This is a genomic window from Methylomicrobium agile, from assembly GCF_000733855.1.
In the GTDB taxonomy this organism is placed as follows: domain Bacteria; phylum Pseudomonadota; class Gammaproteobacteria; order Methylococcales; family Methylomonadaceae; genus Methylomicrobium; species Methylomicrobium agile.
In genome coordinates this window covers 108763-135401 of record NZ_JPOJ01000001.1, presented here as the reverse complement: position 1 = coordinate 135401, position 26639 = coordinate 108763, and the positions used below count along the sequence as shown (strand labels likewise).

Below are 26639 nucleotides of genomic sequence, written 5' to 3'. Positions count from 1 at the left end.
TGGGTTGCAGGCTATATTCGGATATTCAAAATTTTTCGTAAGGAGAGCTTTATGTCTTCCCTCTATTACGACGATCCTGCTGTGGAAGAAGCAGGGTGCGGTGATTAGCACGTTTAGGAAATCATGCGTTGAAGCAGATTAACCGGTCGTTTATTGTCCTCTCTTTAATCGGCAAAAAATGGCCGATCTCCAGCGTTCAAAATCTGGCTGGGCTGTATCGGAAGGCCTGGCCGTTTTACTCGGAATCAGCATCAAGGAATAAAATTTTCTGGGGTTCCGGCTTACAACCCCGATAAAACCATCCGCACACTGCCGTATGGCGTTTCATGGAAGGATTGTCAATCCGTCGACTGTCGGTGGACCCCCAGCCAGCCTTTGATTGATGCGATCACCAACGGTATGGCACCGAATAGGATAAATACCAAGTCACCCGGCAGCCGTAGCCATTCGATCAGTCGCGATCGCTCGCTACCGATGTAATCAAGGCTGCGCGCGTGCCAGTACCCATGCTGGACTACATCCCAGACCTGTAACACGCCGCTGGGAAACAAGCTCATCGTTAACATCAGCATCAGGCCGACATTGGTACCCCAAAATCCGACCTTAACGTATTTTTCGATGCGGGTCCAGTGCGCATCGCTGCTGGTTTGGCGCAACACGAAGACCATTAGCGCAATCGCCAGCATGCCGAATACGCCCATCATCGCGGCATGGCCATGGTTGGGCGTCAGTTGGGTGCCGACTTCATAGTAGCTGACGATCGGCAGGTTGATTAGGAAGCCGAAGATGCCGGCGCCGACGAAGTTCCAGAAGCCCACGGACATCAAGAAGTAGAACGTCCATTTATGCGGTACGGCCACCGATTTGCCGCAGACATCGCAGTCGGCGCGCGTGGTGCGCACGAAATCCCACGCATCCAGGGTCAGCAGCGTCAACGGCACCACTTCCAGTACCGAAACCATTGCCGACAGCGCCATGTTGAAGCTGCTCTGGCCGGTAAAATACCAGTGATGGCCGGTGCCGATCAAACCACCGGCGAAATACAGGATGGCGTCGAGGTAAATCACTCGCAGCGCCACGTTGCGCCGAGTAAGGCCCAGTTGATAAAACAGCAGCGCCACCATCGTGGTTACGAAGAACTCGAAGAAACCTTCGACCCATAGATGAATGATCCAGAAGCGCCAAGTATCGACCACGGTGAAATGGGTCTTGGCGCCAAAGAAAAGGGCTGGCGTGTAGAACAGCGGGATCGCCAGGGAAGCCAGCAGGAACAGTCTGACCAAAGGTTTCGCGGCCGGTTCGCTCAAAGTCTCCGGTTGCGCCAGCTTTAATAAGATCGCAAACCATGCCAGCAGACCGGCGATCAGCAGGTATTGCCATAGGCGGCCGATCTCCAGGTATTCCCAGCCCTGATTACCAAGCCAGAACCACCATTGACCCAACATTTGCGAGATACCCGCCCATTCACCCAACAGGCTGCTGCCGATGACCACGACGAAGGCGCCGAACAGCAGATGAATCCAGATAGCGAACCCGCGTGGTTCATCATTGCGCAGCGAACGGCCGAGAAACAAGGCCGCGGCAACATAAGCGGTAGCGATCCAGAAAACCGCGGTCTGCAGATGCCAAGTGCGCATCAAATTGCTGGGAAATAGCCGTTCTAGCTGAAAGCCGTAAAAACTGTCGGGATCGGCTCGATAATGCGCCACCGCGCCACCCACCAAAGTCTGCGCAAGAAACAGCAGCGCCATTACCACGAAGAATTTCACCAGTGCCCGCTGGCCGGCGCTGGCTTGGCCCGGCAACAGATGAGGGTGTACATGGTGCCCAGCGCTGATCCAGCCAAGATAATCGAACTTGCCGAACATCAACAGCACGCTGGCGATACCGGCCAGCAGCACGATAAGACTCAATGCACTCCACAGCAGTGCGTCGGGTATCGGCGTATTGCCCACGTGGGGATCGTACGGAAAGTTGTTGGTATAGGAATAATTCTCGCCGGGACGGTTGGCCACGGATGCCCACGCCGCCCAGGTGACGAATGCGGAAAACTGCCGCAATTCAGTCGGGTCTCCGATCAGTCCCCGCTTGAGCCCGCCATTACGGGCGGGATCGAGGAAGTAATCCGTCCAGTAAGTCATCTGCCGGTGGTAAGCGGCAGTTTCCGGCAGGGTCAGGTGCAAGGTTGCGCTGGCAGCGTCGTAACGATTGGTTTTTAACTCGACCGCCGTTTGCGCATACACGGCCGCCCGTTGGCCAGGCGTCAGCGCCACCAGCGGCTGTTGGTATTGCTGCCGCGCAATGACCGTGGCGGTATCCTCGCCGATACGGTGCAATGCCTCGGCCGAGTAATCGGGCCCCAGGTAGGCGCCATGTCCCCAGATACTGCCGTTGTTCATCAATCCGTATTTGAGAAAGATAGCTTGGCCTGAGCTGATGTCATCACCGGTAAACAGGCGAACACCTTGCGCATCAAGCACCTGCGCGGGGATCGGCGGAACGTTGCGGTAGGCCAGCGAAGTGATAACGATCAGGCCTGCAAAGCCCAGCACCATCACGATCAATACGGTGCGTAACCACCAGGGAGACAGTGCGGCGTCCTCTGTAGTCAAGGGTTGTGCGGCAACACGCATGGTGTTCTCCTTGAGTAAGTGCCTAAGTCGTCATCAGTAGCCTGAAAACTCTTCTGTGCGGATGTTGTCGTCGTCAACCCCCGCTTCGCTCAGTATTTGCCGTATCGCCTTTACCATAGCGGGCGGGCCGTCGATGTAGTAGATGGGAAACGTCAAATCATCGATGAATTTCAGAAGCATGGCCTTGCTGATAACGCCGGTTTCCCCATGCCACTCGCGGCTGGACTTTTCCATCTGCGTCATCGTACCGACAAAGGTATAGTTTGGATTTGCAGTGCGAGATTCTTTCAAATCATCCAGAAACGCCGCATCTTCCGGCTTTCGGTTTGAATAAAAGACCAAGATTCGATGGGAAACCCTATCGTGAATCGCTTGAAGAACAATGCTTCTCACCGGCGTAATGCCAATGCCGCCGGTGAGAAAAACGGCAGGAACGCTCTCATTGTTGTGCAGCGTGAACGAGCCATACGGCGCATTCAGTGTCATTTCCATACCCAGTTCCATGGTTTTTAATACCCGTTTGAACGCAGTGTCACGCATTCGTGTCGCCACCATAAGATCGTCTTCGTAAGGAGCGCTTGCCAATGAAAATGCTCGTGTGTTCCCCTCGGTGTCTGTTTCATCAGGGTTGATCAGGGTACAGTCAGCGAATTGCCCGGCTTTGTAGATAAAACCTTCAGGCTTTTCAAAATGGAACGCCATCGTTTCCTCTGCGATTTCTCGTTTGCATTTCAGTTTGACTTTGTAGCTGGGCATGGCGTAATTCTCCTTATTTTTATTGAAAATATTGCGTACGCAACGTTTGACCGTACACAGTACGGAAGGCTGAAAGGGGAGCCCGATGTGTTTGAATCCGTTTTTCAGAAAGCCGTAATCGAAGCAGGTATTGTGCGCGATAAACAAACGGCCCTAAAAATCTCTCGACTTCGGCTGCGATTGCGGCAAACGGCAGCGCGTCGGCAACCCTGGCATTGGTAATGTCGGTCATCTGTTCGATAAATCCCGGAATACGCGCTTGAGGATGAACCCATTGGCTCCATTCGCACAGGCCGTGTTCGTCGACCAGGACGATGCCGATCTCGGGTGGCTGAAGCGCCGGTGGTTTCCATATCCACAAAGGCCAGAGGCTGCGGGTAAAACATCACGCGCTAACCATTTCTCAATGATTCAAATGTAAAACTTTAATATGGGAGAGACATTGATCAGGTCGATTGGTTCTTCCAACTTTACCAGAGAAAAGCACAGGTCTTTTTCCCGAGCACTTCGCCGGCAAAAACTAGCCGAGCCGCCGCACCGTTCGATGCTCCAAAACACACTTGCAAGGGCAATAAATGTTCCGCTCTCGGATGGCAATAGAGGGCATACGGGGCTTCTTTCCAGTGGGTTAATCGAGTTTCCCGCTCATTGGCCGAGAGATGTTCATTCGTACAGGTATCGATGAGCCAATCCTGGAAGGCCTGGTTTTTAGCATCGGATTGGTTGTCATCGGCTGTAAAAAAGGCGCTCAAATTATGAAATGAAAAGCCGGAGCCGATAATCAGCACATTCTCTTGGCGCAACGCCGCCAGGGCTTTGCCGAGCTGGATATGCCTGCCGGCGTCCAGGCTATGGAGCAGCGACAACTGCACGCAAGGCAGATGCGCATCAGGATAGAGGATTTTCAAAGGCACGAATAACCCATGGTCAAACCCTCTCTGGGCATCCTGATGGACCTCGATCCCGCTACGCTTCAATAGTTCCTCTATCCTTGCCGCAAGTTTAGGCGAACCTTTGGCCGGATAGTGAATACGGTAAGCCTCGTCGGGAAAGCCATAATAGTCATAGATCAGGGCAGGCGATTCACCACTGGTAAGGGTAGCCACGGCTTCTTCCCAATGCGCGCTGATCAGGCAGAGCGCGGACGGCTTGCCCAAGGAAGGGGCGACAGTTTTGAGAAAAGCGATTAGGTTCGAATGACCTTCATCGCCAAGCAACGGTAAGGGGCCGCCGCCATGAGGGATAAACAGCATCCGGCTGAGATGGGGATTAAGTTCTGATGGCATAGACGGCACCTAGGTTTAAATGGGGGGCGGCGCCCCGGTTGCTGGTTCTATAATATTCACTCCACATTTGCCTTGAAACTATGGTTTTGATGCAACTTTTTTTACTCAGAAGGTATGGCAGGTAGGGCGCACACCATCTATCAAAGCTATCAGAAGGCAGAATTGGCGCGGGCATTCCATACCTGCCATACCATCCCCTATGCGCCAACTTAAGCTATAGGTTATTGATTAAACGCGGCTCAGACCCATTGCGCGGCATTGCTGGATCAACCGTAAAGGAAGATAGACTTAGGCAGACACTGCAGCTGACGTTTCCGGACGTTCGCTCATGCTCTTGATACACCCTGTCGATAGCAGGGAACCAGCGGAAAACAAATGCAAGCGTTCTTTTAACAGCGTCTGGTCACGGCTGATCGAAAGAGGAGAAGATAGTGTCCACTTCGTAATGGCGGTAACCGCATTGATTTTATGATTTCCTTGGCAAGTAGATTATTAAAGTAATAATCATACTGTTCAGCCCTGTTTTTTGCATCACTTAAATTTCTGGTTTTAAGTGGGATAAAAATTCTTTCTGCTGGAACAGAGGCTTGAGTAAGTTAGGATATGACGCCTATGGTAATAGGTCTTGTGGCGGAGCGTAAGGTAACTTTGCTGTGTAGCAGATTGTGTTACGCAGATAAATTTTGCTCTCTTGACTCTTAAGAAGAGTAAGATTTACAGTAGGATATGTATGGTGCCGAGGAGAGGACTTGAACCTCCACGGAGTTTCCCCCACTAGCACCTGAAGCTAGCGTGTCTACCAATTTCACCACCTCGGCTAGGCGATGTTTCATCTCAGTTGATTCGGCGTATTATAAGGATCGATTTTGGCCTTGTCAAACATTTTGCGAATTTTTTACCGTCCATTGCCGAATGGGTTTTCGGATGCCAATGGCCCGGAGAGAGTTTTTATTCCCGATGATTGACATTTTCAAATTCCGCGCCTGGAAACGTGTATTATAATCGTATTAAACCCGGGATTCTGCGATGCAGTAGAATCCTGCGGATAAACATCTAAATATCGTTCCCATCTATCTAGCCATCCTCAATGCCGCCCAAGTCAAAAAAAGTCGTTGACTTCAATTTATCCGCAGACCCTTACGCCGCGCGCGAAGCCGAGAAATATACGCGCCCGATTCCCAGCCGCGAGCTCATTCTTGAATACATCGAACATGTCGGTAAGCCGCTCAAGCGTACGGAAATTGCCGAAGCCTTCGCGTTGGAGGACGAGGAACAATTGGAGGCTCTGCGGCGGCGCCTTCGGGCTATGGAACGAGACGGGCAGTTATTGTTCAACCGCGAGCAGAAATACTGCTTGGTCAATAACAAGGATTTGATTGTCGGCCGGATTCTCGGCCATCCCGACGGCTATGGCTTTCTGCGCCCGGACGACGGTTCGGACGACCTCTACTTGTCGCCGCGCGAAATGAACGCGCTCTTGCACAACGACCGCGCGATGGTGCGCGTTTCCAGTATCGACAAGAAGGGACGCAGGGAAGGTGCGGTCGTCGAGATTCTGGAGCGGAACACGCATCAGGTCGTCGGGCGCTTCATGAAGGACAGTTTTAATTACGTGGTGCCCGACAATAAAAATATCGCGCAAAACGTGCTGATTGCGCCGGGCGAAACGGGCAAGGCGAAGCAGGGCCAGATCGTGGTCGTCGAGATCGTCGAGCAGCCGACCAAACTGCGGCAGCCGATCGGGCGCGTAGTCGAGGTGCTCGGCGATCATCTCGCGCCCGGCATGGAAATCGAGATGGCGATCCGTTCGTATGAGTTGCCTTTCCAATGGCCGGAGATGTTGCTCGAAGAAATCAAATCGTTCAGCGAGGAAGTGCCGGAAGAGGCGAAGGCGAATCGCGTCGATTTGCGCGCTACCCCGCTGGTTACGATCGACGGGGAGGACGCGCGCGACTTCGACGATGCGGTGTACTGTAAAAAGACGACCAAAGGCTGGAAGCTCCTGGTCGCGATCGCGGACGTCTCGCATTACGTTCAAGTGAATACCGCACTCGATCAGGAAGCGAAAAACCGCAGTACTTCGGTCTATTTTCCGGAAAAGGTCATTCCGATGCTGCCGGAGATCCTGTCCAACGGCCTGTGCTCGCTCAATCCGCATGTCGATCGCTTATGTATGGTCTGCGAGATGCTGATCGATTCCCAGGGGCAGATCGTACGTTCGAGTTTTTTCGAAGGCGTGATGCGTTCGCACGCGCGGCTGACTTATACCGAAGTCGCGAAGATGCTGGTCGACCATGACAAAACGCTTGCCAAAAAGCACAAGGATTTGCTGCCGCATCTGGAAGAATTGTATGCGCTGTACCGGGTGATGCGGCTCAGCCGCGAACAGCGCGGCGCGATGGATTTCGATACGCAGGAAACCCGGATCATTTTCGGCAAGGACCGCAAAATCGACCGGATCGTGCCGTTGGTCCGCAACGATGCGCATAAACTGATCGAAGAATTCATGATCGCGGCGAACATGGCGGCCGCGCGCTTTTTGAACAAGAAGAAAATTCCCAAACTGCTGCGCATCCACGAAGGCCCCAGCGCGGACAAACTGCTGGGGCTGCAGTCGTTTCTCGGCGAACTGGGCCTGAAACTGGGAGGTGGGTTCAAGCCGACGCCGCTCGATTACATGCACCTGATGCAGTCGATCAAGGGAAGGCCCGACGCGCATCTGATCCAGACCGTGCTGCTGCGCTCGATGTCGCAGGCCGTTTACAGTCCGGACCTGAAGGGACATTTCGGTCTGGCGCTCGATGAATACGCGCATTTCACCTCGCCCATCCGCCGCTATCCCGACCTGCTCGTGCATCGGGGTATCCGCCATACGCTGCAGGGCAAGAAGCCGGAAAGCTTTGTCTACAGCCATTCCGACATGGTGCTGCTCGGCGAGCATTGCTCCGCGAACGAAAGGCGTGCCGACGATGCGACCCGCGATGTGGTGCTCTGGCTCAAATGCGAGTACATGATGGACAAGATTGGCGAGGAGTTTGCCGGGCTGATTTCGGCGGTTACTTCCTTCGGTTTTTTCGTCGAGCTCGACGAGATTTATGTCGAAGGGCTGGTGCATATCAGCAATCTGGGCCAGGACTATTTCCATTTCGATCCGGTCAGCCGCCAACTGCGCGGCGAACGCACCAATACCGTCTTCCGGCTGGGCGACAGCGTCAGGGTTCAGGTGGTGCGCGTCGATCTGGACGAGAAGAAGATCGACTTCGAGCTGATCGGCAAACGGGCTGCCGCCGCTGCCAGATCCAGGAAGCGCAGCAGAGCCAAGGCGGATAATGCCTCGAAAAAGAAAAGAAAAAAGTAAGCCCTCAACTGGGTTAGAGGATATCTAAAGCTCGGCTACGCGGGTATCGTTCGGCGTATATTGTTTGAAATAATTGCGGATACCGTTGAAAATCGCCAGTGCGATTTTCGATTGATGTTCGGTATTGTTCAATTTGCGTTCTTCGCCGGGATTCGAGATAAAGGCCGTTTCGACCAGGATCGACGGAATGTCCGGCGACTTCAGGACCAGAAAACCGGCTTTCTGCACGGACGAAAAATGCAGTTCTCCGATGTTCTGAAAACTTTTTAGCACCTGGCCGGCGACATTGTTGCTGGCCTCCAGGGTCGCGGTTTGCGATAAATCCAGCAGCACCGAAGCCAGTACTTCTTCCTTGTCGTCGAGACGAACCCCGCCGACCAGATCGGCCGCGTTTTCGCTGTCGGCGAGCCAGCGCGCCGCTTCGCTCGAAGCGCCGCGGTTCGATAGTGTGAATACCGACGCGCCTTTCACATCGGATTTCTGGTAGGCGTCCGCATGCACCGAGACGAAAAGGTCGGCGTTCGCGGCGCGGGCGATTTCCATGCGTTTTCTGAGATCGACATAATAATCGCCCTTACGAACCAATACCGCCCGCATTCCGCGCTGTCGGTTGATCAGTGCGGCCAGTTTTTTTGCGATGGCCAGCACCACACGCTTTTCTTCTGTGCCGGCCGGACCGTGGGCGCCCGGATCTTCGCCGCCGTGTCCCGCATCGATTGCCACCACGATGTTTCTGCCGATTGGTCCGGCGGAGGTTGCCGCTCCCTTGGCCGATTTGGCCGGATTGTCGTTGCCGGCGGCCCGCTTGGCAAGTTTCTGCGGCGCTTGTGCTTTCGCTTTGGGCTTGGCGGCCTGGGCCGAAAATTTTTCGGACGCGTTAGGGCTGTCCGAAAGCGGTCCCTTGTCCGTCAGATCGACGACCAGGCGATGGCCGTACATCTTGTTCGGGTTCAGTGTGAAGCTTTCATAATCGATCTGCCTTTTCAGGTCGGCGACGATTCTCAACGTCTTCTGCTTCTGGTCCGTGCGGATACGGGAAAAAAAGGGATGCGAGGCAGGCGGCTGAGACAGTTCTCCCTTCAAGCGGGCGTTTTGAATGTCGATCACCAGGCGGCCGGGGTGTTCGGTCAGCGAAATGGAATGGGACGGAATGGCGGACACGTCGATCATCATCCGGCTTTGTTTGGCCGAACTCCAAAAGTGGAGCGAGTTGACGCTCACTTGTGCCGCAAAAGCCACGCTTGAGAAAAGTTGTAACGCCAGCAAAAAGAATGATTTAGCGAAATGTCTCATGGCCGCCGCTCAAAAAAACGATAATTTCGTTTAAATTATAACAATATGTAATTGTTTTTACATCGATGTATGTAAAATTTTTGAGAGATGCGGCAAGCGGAAAGGTATTCGGCGGCAGGTGCTGGAAATTTCGGAAAACGGCACTGGCCGGGAATGCGGTTAACTAAACGGAATTGGTCTGAACGAGGAAGTCTGAGCGCATGAAAAAGGCGCCTGAGGCGCCTTTTTGAACCGTTTCGGAGGAGATTATAAATTCCACCATTTGGATTCGGAACTTTCCATCACGACGACCGATTTCGGTTCGACCGTGTAAAACTTGCGTTTATGCCGTCTCTGCTCTGCGGGGCAGACCGCATCGTAGGGAGACGGTTTCGAGGTATCGACTGCGGTATGCCAGCTCAAGTTTTTTAGCGGCGGCAGTTCCATTTCGACCTTGCTGTCCGACATGTTCAGCATCACATGCAAATGCGTGCCGCCTTCGGTGGCCGCCGCCAGGGTGAACGCCAAAACCCGGGCTTCCGGGTCGTTCCAGTTCGGCTGGTCGATCTGCGCGCCGTGCCAGGAAATGTCGGGCAGGTGGGTGTCGTCGTGCTTCTGGCCGCTCAGGAAGCGGCGGCGCATCAGCGACGGGTTGCGCTTGCGCAACGCGATCATGGACTTTACGAAGCGCAAAATCTCGCGCTTGTCTTCGCTGAAGTTCCAGTCGAACCAGGTCAGTTCGTTGTTTTGGCACCAGGTGTTGTTATTGCCGTGCTGGGTTTTCAAGATTTCGTCCCCGGCCAGAAACATCGGCACGCCCTGGCTCAACAGTAAGATCGCGAACGCATTTTTGACCTGCTTGATCCGGAAAGCCTGAACCGCCGGATTGTCGGTCGGACCTTCGACGCCGCAGTTCCAGCTCAAATTGTGGTTGCAGCCGTCGCGATTGCTTTCGCCGTTGGCCAGGTTGTGCTTTTCGTTGTAGCTGAACAGGTCGATCAGCGTAAAACCGTCGTGGCAGGTGATGAAGTTGATGCTGTTGATCGGCAGGCGGCCCTCCGGATGGTAGAGATCGCTGCTGCCGCACAGGCGCGTCGCCAGATCGCCTATCAGGCCTTTTTCGCCGCGCAGGAAGCGGCGCACCGCATCCCGATAGATGCCGTTCCATTCGGCCCAGCGGTAGCCGGGAAAACAACCGACCTGGTACAGGCCGGCCGCATCCCAGGCCTCGGCGATCAGTTTCGTTCGAGCCAGTTTTTCGGACAGTTCGATCGCCCACAGCACCGGCGGATCGCGCAGCGGCATCCCGCCTTCGCCGCGCGCCATCGCGCTGGCGAGATCGAAGCGGAAGCCGTCGACATGCATGTGTTCGACCCAGTATTCGAGGCAGTCGACGATGAAATTGGATACGAAGGGATGATTGGCATTGACCGTATTGCCGCAGCCGGTATAGTCGCGGAACACGGTTTTGTTGAGCGCATCGATGTGATAATAAATTTCGCTGTCGATGCCTTTAAAATTGATGATCGGCCCGCCCGCGCCGCCTTCCGAGGTGTGATTGAACACTACGTCCAGAATCACGCCGATGCCGGCCTTGTGCAGGGCCTTGATCAGATCCTGGAATTCCTGTATGTGCGTGCCCTGTTCCGGGGTCACGCAATAGCCGGGATGCGGGCTGAAGAAACTGTGCGTGCTGTAGCCCCAGTAGTTTTGCAGGCCCAGGTCGGCGGTGCCGGACGGGACGTCCTGCTCGTCGAACGCCATCACCGGCAGCAGTTCGACATGCGTGATGCCGAGTTCCCGGAGATAAGAAATTTTCTCGATCAGGCCGGAAAACGTGCCGGGATGGCGCACGCCGGAACTGGGATGGCGGGTATAGCCGCCTACGTTCAATTCGTAAATGATCGCATTCTCGCTGCGGATCGCGAGCGGTACATCGCCTTCCCAGTCGTAATGGTCCTCGACCACCATGCTGCGCATCGAATGGCGGACGTTGTCGCCGGGCAGGCATGCCTGTTTTCTGTCCCAAAGCCTCGTGCTGACCGCGCGTGCGCACGGATCGAGCAGGTGTTTGTCCTTATCGAACATCTGGCCCGATTCGGGGGTATTGTTCGGGCCGTCCATGCGCCAAGTGTACCAGGTGCCGGCCGGCAGGTTCTCGACGAACGCATGCCAGGCGTAAAAAGTCCGGTTTACCTGCGACTGCAACTGAATGGTCTGGAACGGCTCCGGACTTTCGGCGGTTTCGAACAGCAGCAGCTCGACCGCGGTCGCATGGCGGCTGAAAATCGAAAAGTTGACGCCGTTCGGGTTCGCCGTCGCCCCGGCCGGGTAAGGATAACCGGTTTTGATACTATAAATTTCGGCCAATGGTTTTTTCCTAAATTGTGCAGTATTGGCGCAGCTTCGACCGGCGAAGGCGCGGCTGAATCAATACGGCTTGAAAATGAAGAAATCGGTTAGGGTATTCTCTTTGCTGACTGCGTCGTCAGGCACCGCGGATTTTACAGATATATAGTATAGGCAAAAATAAACCAGGGACTGAATTTGCTGAAAAGTATGAGTTAAAACCGTCAAATCTACACGGACTGCCAAGGTTTGGCAATGCCGGATTGTTTTGAGGGTTTGCGGCGGGGTGGAACCGCGCGCGGATGACGTGTCGGCGGCAATGCCGTTGAGGGAATTCCGAATAAGCTTTTTACCGGCGTGACAAAGCTCGCTTTGCCAGTCAGCTGCGTCATTGACAAAACCAGCTTTGCGGCGTCGATAGTCCGATATCCTTACCTAAAGGGCACAGGAGCCAGACTGGACTGTGCTCGGCGCCTGCCTAACGGCAAATTCCGAACCAATGGCGTGGCCGGCTTCGCCGCGGGCCGAAGCCGGCGGCGGTTTCGCCTGTCCTGTCTCTGGCTGCGAAGCCGGCTTCAGATTATACTGATCGAAGTCGTTTAGACTGTGGTTCTCGGTTGAAGGTCTTTGGCGTCATGGGCCAAAATCAGAATGCCGGTTTCAATTACACGCCGTTTGCACAAAAAATCATTTGAACTCTCTGAACTGGTCGCTTATGAGGCGCTTTAATGCGTTGCCTTGAGATACGGCATGAGCATGGCCGGCGCCGTAAGACGCCTTTACACGCTGCCTGGATTCTTTTCCTGCTCTTGATGGGAAATCTGCCCCTTCAGGCCCGCGCCGCCGATATGCCGCTGAAACGCGCGGCGTTGATGCCGCTATGGAGTCCCCAGGCCCAGTTTGCCGGCTATTATGTCGCCCTCGAAAAAGGCCTTTATGCCCAGCACGGAATCGACCTCAAAATCCTGAAATCCGGGCCGGGTTGCTCGCCGGTTCAGGCGTTGGCAGAAGGAAAGGCCGATTTTGCGGTCCTTTGGCTTTCGACCGCGCTACTGCATCGGGCGGACGGCAAAAAACTCGTCAATCTGGCGCAAATGAACCAGCGCTCGTCGCTGATGCTGATTTCCAAAAAAACGGCCGGCATTCATACGATCGAAGACATGAACGGCAGAAAAGTCGGGCTGTGGGAAGGCGACGTTTCGATACCGCTGCGCACCCTCTTCGCCAAACACCGGATCACGGTGAGGGAAGTGCGCCAGTCGCATACGGTCAATCTTTTTTTGCGCGGCGGGATCGATGTGTCGTCCGCGATGTGGTTCAACGAGTACCATACGATCCTGAATGCCGGGATCGACCCGGCAGAGCTGAATACCGTTTTCCTCAGCGACGAGGGGGTGAATTTTCTCGAAGACGGTATCTACGCCTTCGAGGAGACGCTCCGCCGCGATCCGGCGCTGGCCGGGGCGTTCGTTGCCGCGTCGCTGGAAGGTTGGCGCTATGCCTTCGATCATCCGGACGAAGCGCTGGACATCGTCATTCGCTCGATGCGCGAGGCGCAATTGCCGGCCAACAGGATGCACCAGAAATGGATGCTCGACCGGATGCGCGATCTGATGTTGCCGGAAGGCGCCAAGACCGTGCTCGGGCAATTACGGGAACAGGACTACGCAGCGGTGGCGCGGGCGATGCAAAAGGACGGTTCGATCAAGGATTATCCCGATTACGCCGCTTTTACCTGGAGCGCCGATGCCGCGAAAAAATAGCATCGTTACCCGGCTCGTGTCGGTGATCGTGTTTTTCAGCGTGGTGATCTTTGCGGCGGCGCTCGGTTACAATTACGAACGATCGCGCGCGATGCTGCAACAGGAACTGGAAAGCAATGCGCGCAGCCTGGCGTTGTCGCTGGTCAACCGGGTCGAGATCCAACTGAAGGCCGTCTCCAAAGTCGCGGAAGGCGTGGCCCGCGCCCTGGAGACAGGGAATTATAGCGAAGAGGCGCTGCATGCCTTGCTCAGAACCACGGTCGAAAACAATCCCGAAGTTTACGGCGCCAGCATCTCTTTCGAGCCTTTTGCCTTCAGCCCGAAAACGCGGCTGTACGCGCCTTATTATTATCGGAAAAACGGGAAAATCGCGTACGACCGTCTGGAAAGATCGTACCAGCAGGTGCCCTACCTGTTTTGGGACTGGTATCAGATTCCGCGCGAGCTGGGCAGTCCCGAATGGAGCGAGCCTTACTATGACGAAGGTGCGGGAAATGTGCTGATGACGACCTATTCGGCGCCTTTCTACCGGGAAGCCAATGGCAGCCAACGGCTCCGGGGAATCGTGAGCGCGGATATCGCTCTCGACGCGCTGACCGACCTGATCGCTTCGGTCAAAATCCTCAAAACCGGCTACACCGCGGTGCTGTCCCGAAATGGGATGATACTGGCCCATCCGCTGAAGGATGCGATCATGAACGAAACGTTTTTCAGCATCGCGGAGGCGCGCAACGATCCGGCCCTCAGGTCGCTCGGCCAGAAAATGATCAGGGGCGAAAGCGGCTTCGTGCATTATACGAGTCTGGTCGGCATTACGAGCTGGATGTATTACGCGCCGATTCCTTCGGCGGGATGGACGCTCGCGGTCGTCTTTCCGGAGGCCGAGCTGCTGGAGAACATCGGCAAGCTGAGCATGACGATGGCCGCCATCGGGCTGGTCGGGATCGTGCTGTTGATGCTGGCCGTGGTCCTGATCGCCCGGGCCATCATCGGCCCGCTGCAGTCCTTGACCGAGGCGACCGGCCGGATCGCTTCCGGCAACTTCGATGCGCTGCTGCCGAAGGTAAACTCGCATGACGAAGTCGGCCAGCTCACGCGCGATTTCCAGGCCATGCAGACATCGCTGAAGGCTTACATCAAGAATCTGACCGAAACGACCGCCGCCAAGGAGCGCATCCAAAGCGAGCTGAAGGTGGCGACCCAGATTCAGGCGAGCCTATTGCCGCGCCTGTTTCCGCCTTTTCCGGATCATTCAGAATTCGACATTTACGCGTCGATGGTGCCGGCCAAAGAAGTGGGCGGAGACTTCTACGACTTCTTTTTCGTCGACGAAAAGAATCTCTGCTTCCTGATTGCGGACGTTTCCGACAAGGGGGTGCCGGCCGCGCTGTACATGATGGTCGCCAAGACTCTGCTGAAGACCGAAGGCCAGCGGCTGGGCGAGCCCGATAAAATTCTTTTTTCGGTCAACAATATCCTTGCCGCGGATAACGAAAACTGCATGTTTACCACGGTGTTCTGCGCGATCCTGGACATTACGACCGGCGAGGTGCGTTTCGCCAATGCCGGCCATAATCCTCCGCTGATCGCCGATGCGCGGGGAGTACGCTATCTCGCGCCGAAACCGGGACTGATGCTGGGCGCGCTGGCCGATACCGTGTTTGTGACCGAGCGGCTCACTCTGGATCAGGACGGCATTCTTTTTCTGTACACCGACGGCGTGACCGAGGCAAAGAGTTCCGAAGAGAGGCTGTACGGCGAAGAGCGGCTGCTGAAAGCGTTGCAGTCGGCGCCCCGGCAGCCGGTGGCGGACATGATCCGTTACATTAGCGCCGACGTCGCCGGCCATGTCCACGGCGCTTCGCAATCGGACGATATCACCATGCTGGCGGTAAAAATGGCAAAGAAGAAACCCGCCCAGCCTGAGCAATGAGAGAGTTATGAAAAAGCTGATTCCGTTTTCGCTGATCTTATTGACCGCCGCCGTTTTGCTGGCCGGCTGCAAAAAAAGCGAAACGCTTATCCACAGTCTCGAGGATGCCCGGCGCGCAAAAATCGGCGTGATGACCGGCTCGACCGGCGAAGCGATCACGCTTGCCCGCTTTCCGGAGGCACAGGTCAAAAGTTTCGACGACATCATGGACGCGGTCGCCGCCATGAAATCGGGGCAACTGGATGCGATCGTCACCGCTTTTCCGGCGGCGCTGCAGGTCTCCAAAAAAAACCGGGAATTGGACCTGTTGCCGGAGACGTTGGCGTACGAGGACACCGCGATTGCGGTCAGAAAAGGCAATCGGGAATTACGGGAGGCCGTGAACCGGATCATCGCCGGGCTGAAAGGCGATGGAACCCTCGCGGCGATGAAGCAACGCTGGTTCAAGCCGGAGCTGACCCCTTACGAAGAATTGAATCTTACCCTTCCGAAGGAAGGAGCGCCGCTGAAAATAGGCGTCAGCGCCACGCGCGAGCCGTTCAGTTTCGTGGACCGGAACGGCCGGGTCACCGGCCATGACGGGGAGCTGGCGCGGATGATCGCCGTCAAACTCCAGCGGCCGGTCGAATTTTTCAACATGAAGTTCATGGCGCTGATTCCGGCGCTGCAATCGGGCAAGGTAGATCTGATCGTGACCGGGATGACCGCGACCGAAGAACGCAAAAAATTCGTCGATTTCACGCAATCCTATTATGCGAATGCCCAGGTGATGCTGGTCAGGAAAAGCGCCGATGCCGCTCCGGCACCGGCCGCGGCGACTGTAGACGGCAACTCTGACGAAACTTCGGCGCTGGCGCATCTCGACGGCAGACGCATCGGCGTCCTCGGCGGTTCCGCCGGCGATCTGGCCGCGCGCAAACACTTTCCGAACGCGGCCTTTCAGGTCTTTACCGCGTCGGCCGATGCCGCCCTGGCGGTGAAGAGCCGCAAGACGGATGCGTTTGTGTACGACAAGAGCGTGCTGCTGAATTTGGTCGAAAGAAATCCGGAGCTGGTCATTCTGGAGCAGCCGGTCGACAAACTGGAAGTGGCTGCCGCGCTCAAAAAAGGCAAGGGCACCTTGCTGGCCGATATCGACAGCGCGTTGTCCGAGCTGAAGCGGGAAGGCACGCTGCAGCGGCTCAGAGCCAAGTGGATCGATTCGAAATATCAGGTCGCGCCGCCGATCGCGCCAACCGATAGCCCGTCCGACAAAGGCGTTCTGCGCATGGGGACCTGTGCGACGATCGAGCCTTTTTCGTTTTTGGCGAACGGCAAGCCGACCGGCCTGGACATCGAACTCGGCCGGTTGATCGGCGCGCGCCTCGGTAAGAAAATCGAGATTGTCGATATGAACTTCGAAGCCCTGATTCCGGCGCTGCAGGCGGGCAAGATCGATTTCGCGCTGTCCAATTTCAATGTCACCGACGAGCGCAAACAACTGATCGATTTTTCCTTGCCGTATGTCGAAAACGACATTTCGGCGCTGGTCAGGCGCGTTTCGCCCGGCGGGCGTCAAACGGGCGGCTGGCTTGTCTCCGTGGCCGATTTAAAGAATAAACGCATCGGCGTGCTGATGGGGTCGGCTCACGACACTTACGCGACGAAAAATTATCCGGATGCCGCGATTTTTCAGTACAAGTCGCCGGCCGATGTCGCCCTGGCCGTAAAGACGGGCAAGGTCGATGCCGCGCTGTTCGACGCCGAACCTTTGCGCGAGATCCTGCGCCGGGACGGCAGTTTCGGCCTGCTCGGCGATCCTTTGTTTTCGTTTTCGGTCGGCGCCGGTTTCGACAAAAACAATCAGGCCCTAAAGAACCGGTTCACCCCATTCCTGGCCGAGATCCGGAAAAACGGCGTCTATGCCGACATGATCCGGCGCTGGATGGAGCAGGGCGATACCCGGATGCCGGTCATTGCAAACGCCGGAGCGAACGGTACGATGGCGGTCGGGGTCAGCGATGCCGGCCTGCCGTTTACCGCGGTCCAGGATAACCGTCTGGTCGGTTTCGATATTGAACTTGCCGAGAGATTTGCCGCTTATCTCGGCAAAAACGCCCGGTTCGCCAACATGGAATTCGGCAGCCTGATTGCGGCTGCCTCTACCGGCAAGGTCGATATGATTGCCAGCGCCATTTATGTGACCGAAGAAAGGAAAAAACAGATCGATTTTTCCGAGCCCTATTTCGAGATGGGCACTCGAGTCTTCGCCCTGAAAAAAAATATCGCGGCTTCCGGCGCCCCGCCGGAGGCCGAAACCCGGCCGACGTCCTTCCTGAGCCGGGCAGCGGACAGTTTTTACAGCAACATCCTCCAGGAAAACCGTTACCTTTTGATTTGGGACGGATTGAAAACGACCGTGATCATTTCAATTTTTTCGACTTTGTTCGGTACGCTGCTGGGCGCGCTGATCTGCTTCATGCGCATGTCGAGGCGCCCTCTGCTTCGCCTGCCCGCGAAGTTGTACATCACGCTGCTGCGCGGCACGCCGGTGCTGGTGCTGTTGATGCTGATTTTCTATGTCGTATTCGCTTCGGTCGACATCAGCCCGCTGCTGGTCGCGATCATCGCGTTCGGGATGAATTTTGCGGCTTACGTGTCCGAGATTTTCAGAACCGGCATCGAAGGCGTCGATAAAGGCCAGGCCGAGGCCGGAATCGCGATGGGCTTCACCAAACTGGAGACCTTTCTGTTCATCGTGCTGCCGCAGACCGTGCAGCGTATTTTGCCGGTGTACAAGGGCGAATTTCTTTCTCTGGTCAAGATGACTTCGATCGTGGGCTACATCGCGGTGCAGGATCTGACGAAAGCCAGCGACATCATCCGCAGCCGCACCTTCGATGCGTTCTTTCCGCTGATCATGGTCGCGATCCTGTATTTCACGATCGCGTGGATTCTGATGCAGTCGTTGGATTATCTCGAGCGGATCACCGACCCGAAATACAGGCGGCGCCGTCCGGAGGGCAAGGCATGATCAAGGTCGAGCATTTGTCGAAACAGTTCGACGGTGTCGCGGTATTGAAAGACGTGACCACCGAAATCAAAACCGGGGAGGTCGTCTCGATCATCGGCCCTTCCGGCACCGGCAAAAGCACTTTTCTGCGCTGCCTCAATCTGCTCGAAACGCCGAGTGGCGGGTCGATCCTTATCGACGGTGTGGATATTCTGGATAAAAAGACCGACGTGGCGCGGATACGCCAGAAAATGAACATGGTGTTCCAGTCCTTCAATCTCTTTTCTCACCTGTCCGTGCTCGACAACCTGACCATCGGGCCGGTCAGGCTGAAAGGGACGAACAAAGCGGCGGCGCGGCAAAAGGCGATGGACCTGTTGCGGCTGGTCGGGCTGGCCGAGAAAGCCGGCAACTTTCCGGACGAGCTTTCCGGCGGCCAGAAACAGCGGGTGGCGATCGCCCGTTGCCTGGCGATGGAGCCGCAGATCATTCTGTTCGACGAGCCGACTTCGGCGCTGGACCCGACCATGGTCAGCGAAGTGCTGTCGGTGATACGCCGCCTCGCCCGCGAAGGCATGACGATGGCGATCGTGACCCACGAAATGGATTTTGCCCGCGACGTATCGAATCGGGTCTTGTATATGGACGAAGGGATCATCTACGAAGAAGGCCCGCCGGAGCAGATTTTCGAGAATCCGCAGCGGGAAAAGACCCGGGCCTTCATTCATCGGATACGCAGTTACAGCTGCCGGATCGCCTCGCCCGATTACGACCTGTATGCGATGAATGCGGAAATCGAGGCGTTCTGCGAAAAACAGATTTTGCCGAAGAAAACCCGGGACAGTTTGCTGTTGCTGATCGAAGAATTACTGCAACTCTACACCCCGTATCTGTCCGGAATAACCCTGGATTTGAGCATCGCCTATTCGGAAAAGAGCGGACGCCTGGAGGTGGTTTCCGAAAGCGCCGGTGAAAAAATCAATCCGCTTGCCGGAGAGCGCCTGGCCGACGACGATTTCAGCCTGGCGATCATCCGCAATTTGACCGAATCGATGGACTACCAATGGCAGGGCGGCAAAAACAGGTTACAATTCGCGCTCAAAAAATAACCTTATGAAGCTAAGCGCCATGGATTTGCAAACCCGAAAAGAAAACAATGCGATCGTCGTCACGCTGAGCGGCCGGCTGGACGCGGTGACGGCGCCGGAGTTCGAAAAAGCCGTCCGGGAACTTATCGAAGGCGGAAATCATTTCATCGTGCTGGACTTCGGGCCGCTCGACTATATCAGCAGCGCCGGCCTGCGCGGCCTCCTGCTGATGTCCAAGCTGCTGAACGCGAAAGGCGGCCGGGTGTGCTTTGCGGACGTACAGGGAAACGTCCGCTCGGTGTTCGATATGTGCGGTTTTACCGCCCTGTTCAAAATGGAAAATTCGGTGGCCGAAGCGCTGGCGGCGCTCGGTTGAATAGAATCGAGCCTTATGGCGAAGCCCGGCCGCGCAAGCGCTTGCGCAACACGATCCGATTGCCGGCGCCTTCGTAGTACGCATGGGTTTCGTCCATCAGCTGCTTGACCATGTGCACGCCGAGACCGCCGATCGGGCGTTCGTCGATATCGAGGCCGATGTCGGGCCGAGGCGCCTGTACGAATGGATCGAAGCGGGGAGCGTCGTCTTTGAGGAGAATTTCCAGCCACTCGTCCGACCGGCTGATCCGGACATCGATGAAACGATCGGCGGCGCCCTTGATTCCGTGCAGAATGGTGTTCGTTATCAGTTCTTCCAGGCACAGGTTGGCGGCGAAAGCCAGGTCGCGGTCGGGCAGCGCCCGGTTGACCGCCTCCGCGAGTTTTTCGATTTCTTCGAGGCGGGTAGGCAGCCGGTAATCCAGCACGACTTTCTTGTCGCGGCCGCGCAGCCGCGATGCCCCGGATTGGGTTTCCGCAGATGGCGCAGGTTTGTCGGATTCCGCCATATCAACACCCGAGTCTCAAAATTGTATTTTAACGGCTGCCCATCCGTATTCCTATGTTTTATACTCAGGCTGGATCGCCGCTGACCGGAAGAAACCCATGACTCAAACACATCGCTTAATACCGTTCTTGATGGGGCTATTGGTCCTCTTGCCGATGAGCCCGCTCGTTAACCCGGCCGATTTGCCGGCTGGATTCGATTATGCCGACAAGCATATTCCGCGGTTGATGACCGAACTGAAATATTTTTCGAGCGCCAATTTCGTCGGCCGGCCCATCGACGGCTATCGCGCCAACCGCGCGATTCTGACTTTGCCGGCGATCGAGGCGCTGGCCGAAGTGCAAAAAGAACTGAATGCGTTCGGGCTCGGGGTCAAGATTTACGACGCCTACCGCCCCCAGCGCAGCGTGGACCATTTCATCCGCTGGAGTACGGACGAGACCGCGACCGATACCCAACCGAGCTACTATCCCAACGTGCCCAAAAGCGAGCTGTTCGCGCTGGAATATCTCGCGAGGCAATCCAGCCATTCGCGCGGCAGCACGGTGGACCTCACCCTTGTCGACCTCGGAACGGGCAAAGAACTGGACATGGGGTCCGCCTTCGATCTTTTCGATCCGGTTTCCTGGCCGGCTGCCGCCGCCCTGGCATCGGAACAACGGGCGCATCGTTTGCTGTTGTCCGTGGTGATGCGCCAGCACGGATTTAAACCCTACCCGAAAGAATGGTGGCACTTTACCCTCGCGAACGAGCCTTTTCCCGCGACCTATTTCGATTTTCCGGTTGAATAATTCGCCTGACAGGTAATCTTCTTCCAGCGAGAAGCAAAAAGCCGAATTTGCCCGAGAATGGCCCGGACCGACCTCGACCGGATCGTCGTCGAAGATCAAAATTCCGCTTTTGGCTTTCGTTCAGCTGCGTCGGGCACAACGCCGGATGGGCGGCGATGAGCCGTCCTGCAGAATCATTCCTATCGGGAAAAACAGGGCCGGCGAATCCCATCTTTTCTATCCCCTCTTAAAATTTTGTTTTATTATCGAGTCTATTACGCTAGACTTTAGTTTCGAATCGCTATCATAAGATCTAAAACCGGCCAGAGAGGGGGCGTTATGAGATACAAGATGCTTGATTTGCTGAGGGTAGGGCTGCTATTTACCCTGATCGGGTTCAGCGGCATCGGGGTTGCCGGCACGGACAACCCCGATTTTGAACAACTCAAGAAGAATTACTATGATTCACATCCGGGCAAGGGATCGCACGGCGCCTATTGGGCGCCGATCCCGATCCAGAAATACTGGAATCCCAAGGACTTCTATAAACCGCCCAAAACCGTGCAGGGCGAATTCGGCCGCAACGACTGCATTAGCTGCCATGAAGCGGCTACGCCGGGCGCGTTCCATGCCTGGAAAAATAGCGTGCACGGCGATCTGGCCGCGATCCGGAACCTGCCCGACAGCGATGTGCGCGCCTACAAGAAGCAAAAGCTGGCCGAGGTAGAGGCCAACCTTGCCAAGCAGGGCCTTTTAAAGCAAGGCCAGCGGCTCGACCAGGTCGGCTGTATCGATTGCCACGGCGGCGTCGGCAAGGAAACCGTCAATCATGCAGAGAATCTGGTGATGCCGGACCGTGCCGCCTGCGGCACCTGCCATGTGGGCGAGTTTGCCGAAGCGGAATCCGAAAAAAACCAGGAATGGCCGCAGAAGCAGTGGGGCAAGGGTCATCCTTCCCATGCGGTCGACTGGGAGGCGAACGTCGAGAACACGGTTTGGGCAGCCATGCCTCAGCGCGAGGTCGCGCAAGGCTGCGACATGTGCCATTACCAGCAAAACAAGTGCGACGGCTGCCATACCCGGCATTCCTTTTCCGCCGCCGAAGCCCGGCAGCCGGAAGCCTGCTCCACCTGCCACAACGGAGTGGACCACAACGAGTTCGAAAATTTCATGATGTCCAAGCACGGTACTCAGTACCAAACGTTGGGCAAAGCCAAGTGGAATTTCGAAGTGCCCTTGAAAGACGCGATCGCCAAGGGTGGCTATACCGCGCCGACCTGCCAACTCTGCCATTTCGAATACCAGGGCGACTATTCGCATAATCTGGTGCGCAAAGTGCGCTGGGCTTTCAACCCGACCCCGGCGATTGCCGACAACCTGGGCCATTCCTGGTTCGAAGACCGCAAGACAGCCTGGGTCGATACCTGCAGCCTGTGCCATTCGGCCAGCTTCGCGAAGGCGTATCTGGATGCGGCCGACAAGGGGACGATTCAAGGTCTGCAAGTCGAGCAGGAAGCCAAAAAAGTGGTCACCCAGCTCTACGAGGACGGCCTTCTGGTCGGCCAGAAAACCAACCGGCCTGCGCCGCCTCTGCCTGAAAAAGACGCTCCGGCCGGATTCTTCCAACTGTTCTGGGCGAAGGGCAACAATCCGAGCCACATTGAACGCATCCATGCCGATATGTGGGAGCATGACGTGATCAAGCACTACAAAGGCATCTTCCACGCCAATCCGGGCGGCTTCACTTACACCGAAGGCTGGTCGAATCTGATGAAGGACTATAGCGAGATCATGGACGAAAATACCCGTCTGCGCGAATCTGCCGCTCAAGCGAAAATTGCGAAAGCCAATGTGAACAGCACCGCCACTGTGCCTGCGAGCGAATCGGGCGGCAGCGGGCTGGGCCTGACGGGGCTGCTGCTGATCGCGTTGGGCCTGGGCGTAGCGTATAAAATCTTCGGTCCTTTCGGCAAAAAATCCGAAGCCGACGAAGCGAGCGAAGAAGCGAAGTGATGCGGCGAACACTCCGGAAGGGATTTCTGTCGGCATTGAGCGTCGCGTTGCTGGCAACGGGCGGCACGCTGCTTTCCCGGCAATGGATCGGACCTGTCGAGCTCAAGGCGGAGAGCGGCCAAAGCGAAACGCCGCTCTCCGTCCGGCGCGCCCAGGAATCCGCTAACGCGGTGCAGGGACATTTTTCGGCGCAATCGGTGGAGCGTCATGCCTTCAGCCAGGACGGCAAGGCGCTGTTCGACCTGCTGGCCGTCCGGTACGCGGACCGCGACGGCGCTCGACAGAGCGCCGTCCTGTTTCCCAAGGAGGCGCAGGCCCTGGCTTCCACTCCGACCGGTATGCGTTACGAACTGTGGCAGGCTGCGGCCGAGGTGATCGCCCGCAAGGCGCCGGATGACGCCTTATTTCTGAGCTGGTGGGACGACGGCCAGCGTCTCCACTTTCTGGCCGGCAAGGAGGCCTGGCTGCGGAAGCCCGGCATGAAGACTTTTACGAACCCGGTCTGGAAGGCGCTAAAAGACACTCTGCCTTTGGCCTCGGACGAAGAAAGCAGGCACTTGGCGCAGATGGCGCGCTGGCTGACTATGGACAGCGACAAGGCGATTGCCGAGATCGCCGCGCATTTCGGCCCGTCGCGGCCCGTTTATCTGCTGGTCGACAATGATCTGCTGCTGCATCTGACCGAATTCGGCGCTTACGGCGGCGCGCCGTTGAAGTTCGAAGCGCAAAACATTCCCGTCGGCGACGACCTGCATGGAGACATTGCCCGGGTCAAGCGTTGGGCCGGCGAAACCGGAGACGGCAATTACCTGGCGCAGAAAGAGGGCACTTATTACCGCGTCTGGTCTACGCCCGATCCGAAAGTCAGAAATACGCTGCTGGTCCGGCTGCTTCCTTTCGTCGATTCGCTGAAACAACTGCCCGAGGGCGTCAGCCTGGTTTACCAGAGCCATTGGGGCGGTTTTCTGTCCGTTTATAAAATCGACGGCCTCCGCCCGCCGCCTTAGGCATTTCCGGTTCGGGTGCTCGCCATGCCGCCATGCCGTCATGCCGTCATAAGGTATCGTTATACATATCTCGGGCGCTTGGGTTGGAGCGACAGCGGAAACCCGACACAACCCTATCAAAAACAAAGTCAAGCGGAATTAGCGTAAGCCGTAACCCAACCTGCCCGGGGCGTTCTGGGCGGAATTTGGCTGTTTGCATATAACCGCAAGACGGGTTAAAGAATAGGGCAAAAACTCAATCGCCATAATGCGCGTAGATAGGGTTATCCGTGTCAAGCGTTATGAAAAGCAGCGTTGTAGGGCGTTTTCGCGATAGCAAAACGCCAACAGGCTTCAAAGTAGTGATGGCGGATTGCTTGGCGGCGAATCCGCCCTACAACGACAGCCGTAGAATGAGCGAATGTACCCGCTTCTACTGTACGAGTTTTAAAGATCTGAATAAGCCGTCGTTTTGCGGTTTTCTTTGGGGTTCAATCTCCAGGACTTCCACTTTGCAATAATTTTTGATGGATTTCAGTCCCAGTTCTTCCCGTGCGTGTATCTGATGAGTGACCGTGGCTCTCAGAGCCTCCAGGGCTTTTTCCGCCGTTGCTTCATGGGCTATGCAGCCGGGAATATCCGGACAATAAGCCGAAAAACGTTTGGTCAAGCCTTTATACGTCGGTTGTACGACTGCTACTAATCTCATTTTCAGGTTCTCTTCTTAATGTTGACAGTTACGGATCCCTTGTCCAAAGGGTATGGCGAGATGCTGCATTAAAAGCTAAAAGTCTACATTTATGAGATAGACGCTGTAAATGTCGGATAAATGATAATAAAAACGTAGAAAATGGTTAACATCCCTATCCATTCAAGGACTGACGTATCGGCATTTTTCCGGACGCACGATTACGCCGCCTTTAGCGGCAATTCATCATTCATAGAAAACCTGTCACCGTTGGCGGAATGAATCTCGCGGTTGTAAAACACTTCTCGACTCCGAAAGGCCGGCTGTGAACCTCCTCGGTTCAAGGTACGGAAGCAGCTTTCTGAAACCCTATGATCCCGGCTATTGCCCTTACGGCTTATGGGTAGAGACAGAGGCGATTCGGAGCCGAAACGTCCCGCCAGGCTCCATGAAGAAGCCAGCCGATGGGTTACGGCGTTACCGTGCAGGAGCCTGCGGCCGTCCGCGGGCCTCTATCCGGCAGCCGCCTTCCGAAATGGAAGTGAAGCAAGGTCAAAAAACTGCGTTACCGGTCGGGTAGCCTCCTGCCGAATCCCGACCCGGCTCCACTCGACCAGGCTACGGCCTGGCAGCGGCACCTTCTGTGGGTCAACGACCGGCTGTTGTCCGAATTGCTCGAAAAATTGGGCCGTTACCGCAGCGGGCGTATTTTTCTGCGCGATGACGGACTGGAAAAACTGCGTATTACCGGCGTGTTTGCACTGGATAATCCGGACAAAGTACCGGATTCGGTCTGCCGGGCGTTGGATCTGCGGCAAACCCGCGTCGGCCCGTGATGGGTGTGGCTGCAGCGTTAGAATGGGCTGACTCAGGCAGCCCATCGTTCGCGATCGGTACCTTGAGGGGGCCGCAGAGCGGTGGCGGATTGCCTTCGGAGAATCCATTCTACAAGTTGAAGGAAATGACTCTAGACCCGTCAACATTGCGAACCCGGGCCATTCCGGTCCCCCATCCTCTCGCAATGGAGAATTTAATGGTAAACCGCAAGCTCCGTAACTGTTTTTCAGCTGTAGGGTACTCTGTGCGTACCTTTTCAACCCTCATGGCACGCACAGCGTACCCTACAGCGAGGGATTACCCGACGCGCAACGCGTGTAGCGTTGTGTAGATAGGATGATTGCGCCATCAAATAGTGATGGAGTTCTGCCGTCTATGGTCATTCGGGTATCGACCCGGTATTTTCGCTGTAGCCAAACCTCAAACGATGTAATCGGCAGCCCGGCCAATACGGTGGTTGCCGTATAGGCCCACAGCAGAAGCAAACCGATACGCATGCCGGACAAGATAACGCCGCCTTACGAGATAACGGATATGGGTCGAAACCGGACGATTGTCGGCGAGAAACGGCCTATTGATGGCTATTTTCTTCCTTCGTCGCGGTTTTCGGGAGAATTGCCGGCCGATGACGACTCTAATCCGGCACATCAGCCAGTCATGGGAACTTACCGGATGAGGGGATCATGAGCAGAAAGTCAGAAGTGTTTAAACGCCACAACGGCATTATCGAGCTCAGCCGTAAAATTTCCACACGCATATCCGATGCGGAAGGCATTAAAGACCCGAAGGCCATCGCCGCGCTGGCGGAAGAAATCGAGAAGGAGACCCGGGCCGCGCTGGAACTCACAAGAGAGATTCTGGAAGAATACGAATTCGATGATTTCGGTCCTACCGAATAAACGGCATCAAAATCGATTTATCCACTTGAGGTCGTCTGATACGGTTTTATTCCGGTTGATAGCGGGCTTTTCGTTGCCGGGGAAATGGCATTGAGCGGAATAATCGCCTGGATTGGGTTTCTTTACCTCGCGG

19 protein-coding genes and 1 tRNA gene are annotated in these 26639 nt (G+C 55.9%); 11 read left to right on the top strand and 9 right to left on the bottom strand.

What is annotated here, in order from left to right; genetic code table 11:
• Nucleotides 1-338: 338 nt before the first annotated feature.
• The 5 genes from CC94_RS0100580 to CC94_RS0100565 form a co-directional block, all read right to left on the bottom strand.
• Nucleotides 339-2612, bottom strand: coding sequence for a nitric-oxide reductase large subunit (locus tag CC94_RS0100580; protein ID WP_245619684.1), 2274 nt, complete (start codon nt 2610-2612; stop codon nt 339-341).
• A gap of 54 nt (nt 2613-2666) precedes the next feature.
• On the bottom strand, nt 2667-3389 hold the full coding sequence (locus tag CC94_RS0100575; protein ID WP_005373077.1) for an FAD-dependent oxidoreductase: 723 nt from the start codon (nt 3387-3389) through the stop codon (nt 2667-2669).
• Nucleotides 3390-3408: 19 nt separating this feature from the next.
• On the bottom strand, nt 3409-3750 hold the full coding sequence (locus tag CC94_RS23490) for a hypothetical protein (protein ID WP_157203340.1): 342 nt from the start codon (nt 3748-3750) through the stop codon (nt 3409-3411).
• Between the two features lie 109 nt (nt 3751-3859).
• Complete coding sequence (locus tag CC94_RS0100570; RefSeq protein ID WP_245619683.1) at nt 3860-4642, bottom strand: DODA-type extradiol aromatic ring-opening family dioxygenase; 783 nt, start codon at nt 4640-4642, stop codon at nt 3860-3862.
• Between the two features lie 764 nt (nt 4643-5406).
• Nucleotides 5407-5493, bottom strand: a tRNA-Leu gene (locus tag CC94_RS0100565).
• Between the two features lie 269 nt (nt 5494-5762).
• On the opposite strand from CC94_RS0100565, the gene rnr reads away from it, so the two are divergent.
• Nucleotides 5763-8033, top strand: coding sequence for a ribonuclease R (rnr, locus tag CC94_RS0100560; protein WP_005373075.1), 2271 nt, complete (start codon nt 5763-5765; stop codon nt 8031-8033).
• A 24-nt stretch (nt 8034-8057) separates the two neighbouring features.
• Here rnr and CC94_RS0100555 read toward each other — a convergent pair whose 3' ends face one another.
• Both CC94_RS0100555 and glgX read right to left on the bottom strand, forming a co-directional pair.
• Nucleotides 8058-9326 carry an N-acetylmuramoyl-L-alanine amidase gene (locus CC94_RS0100555; RefSeq protein WP_005373074.1) on the bottom strand — a complete coding sequence of 423 codons (1269 nt, stop codon included), beginning with the start codon at nt 9324-9326 and terminating at the stop codon, nt 8058-8060.
• Between the two features lie 246 nt (nt 9327-9572).
• On the bottom strand, nt 9573-11675 hold the full coding sequence (gene glgX, locus CC94_RS0100550) for a glycogen debranching protein GlgX (protein ID WP_005373073.1): 2103 nt from the start codon (nt 11673-11675) through the stop codon (nt 9573-9575).
• Between the two features lie 791 nt (nt 11676-12466).
• Between glgX and CC94_RS0100540 the strand changes: the two genes are divergently transcribed.
• The 5 genes from CC94_RS0100540 to CC94_RS0100520 are packed head-to-tail and all read left to right on the top strand — an operon-like array spanning nt 12467 to nt 19806.
• Nucleotides 12467-13417, top strand: coding sequence for an ABC transporter substrate-binding protein (locus CC94_RS0100540; protein WP_245549372.1), 951 nt, complete (start codon nt 12467-12469; stop codon nt 13415-13417).
• The gene (locus CC94_RS0100535; protein WP_031429470.1) at nt 13401-15350 is read left to right on the top strand and encodes a SpoIIE family protein phosphatase; all 1950 of its coding nucleotides are present in this window, start codon (nt 13401-13403) and stop codon (nt 15348-15350) included. The genes CC94_RS0100540 and CC94_RS0100535 overlap by 17 nt, the downstream gene beginning before the upstream one ends.
• 7 nt (nt 15351-15357) lie before the next feature.
• Nucleotides 15358-18363, top strand: a complete 3006-nt coding sequence (locus tag CC94_RS0100530; protein ID WP_031429468.1) for an ABC transporter permease subunit — start codon at nt 15358-15360, stop codon at nt 18361-18363.
• Nucleotides 18360-19451 carry an amino acid ABC transporter ATP-binding protein gene (locus CC94_RS0100525; RefSeq protein WP_031429466.1) on the top strand — a complete coding sequence of 364 codons (1092 nt, stop codon included), beginning with the start codon at nt 18360-18362 and terminating at the stop codon, nt 19449-19451. The genes CC94_RS0100530 and CC94_RS0100525 overlap by 4 nt, the downstream gene beginning before the upstream one ends.
• A 4-nt stretch (nt 19452-19455) precedes the next feature.
• Nucleotides 19456-19806, top strand: a complete 351-nt coding sequence (locus tag CC94_RS0100520; RefSeq protein WP_245549371.1) for an STAS domain-containing protein — start codon at nt 19456-19458, stop codon at nt 19804-19806.
• A gap of 13 nt (nt 19807-19819) precedes the next feature.
• Here the strand turns inward: CC94_RS0100520 and CC94_RS0100515 are convergent, their stop codons facing one another.
• On the bottom strand, nt 19820-20314 hold the full coding sequence (locus CC94_RS0100515; RefSeq protein ID WP_005373067.1) for an ATP-binding protein: 495 nt from the start codon (nt 20312-20314) through the stop codon (nt 19820-19822).
• A 97-nt stretch (nt 20315-20411) separates the two neighbouring features.
• Here CC94_RS0100515 and CC94_RS0100510 point away from each other — a divergent pair, with 97 nt between their 5' ends.
• The 3 genes from CC94_RS0100510 to haoB all read left to right on the top strand — a co-directional run bounded on the left by CC94_RS0100510 (nt 20412) and on the right by haoB (nt 24103).
• Nucleotides 20412-21104, top strand: coding sequence for a M15 family metallopeptidase (locus tag CC94_RS0100510; protein ID WP_005373066.1), 693 nt, complete (start codon nt 20412-20414; stop codon nt 21102-21104).
• Between the two features lie 318 nt (nt 21105-21422).
• Nucleotides 21423-23096: a multiheme c-type cytochrome gene (locus CC94_RS0100505; RefSeq protein WP_031429465.1), complete on the top strand. Its 1674-nt coding sequence runs from the start codon at nt 21423-21425 to the stop codon at nt 23094-23096.
• A complete protein-coding gene (gene haoB, locus CC94_RS0100500) occupies nt 23096-24103 on the top strand; it encodes a hydroxylamine oxidation protein HaoB (RefSeq protein ID WP_031429463.1) in 1008 nt (335 codons plus the stop codon). Before CC94_RS0100505 ends, haoB begins: the two co-directional genes overlap by 1 nt.
• 412 nt (nt 24104-24515) lie before the next feature.
• On the opposite strand, the gene CC94_RS0100495 is transcribed toward haoB, so the two are convergent.
• The gene (locus CC94_RS0100495) at nt 24516-24791 is read right to left on the bottom strand and encodes a type II toxin-antitoxin system HicB family antitoxin (RefSeq protein WP_005373063.1); all 276 of its coding nucleotides are present in this window, start codon (nt 24789-24791) and stop codon (nt 24516-24518) included.
• 641 nt (nt 24792-25432) lie between these two features.
• Between CC94_RS0100495 and CC94_RS23485 the strand changes: the two genes are divergently transcribed.
• A complete protein-coding gene (locus CC94_RS23485) occupies nt 25433-25606 on the top strand; it encodes a FecR family protein (protein ID WP_157203339.1) in 174 nt (57 codons plus the stop codon).
• A gap of 684 nt (nt 25607-26290) precedes the next feature.
• Nucleotides 26291-26506: a hypothetical protein gene (locus tag CC94_RS0100485; protein ID WP_005373060.1), complete on the top strand. Its 216-nt coding sequence runs from the start codon at nt 26291-26293 to the stop codon at nt 26504-26506.
• Nucleotides 26507-26639: the final 133 nt, after the last annotated feature.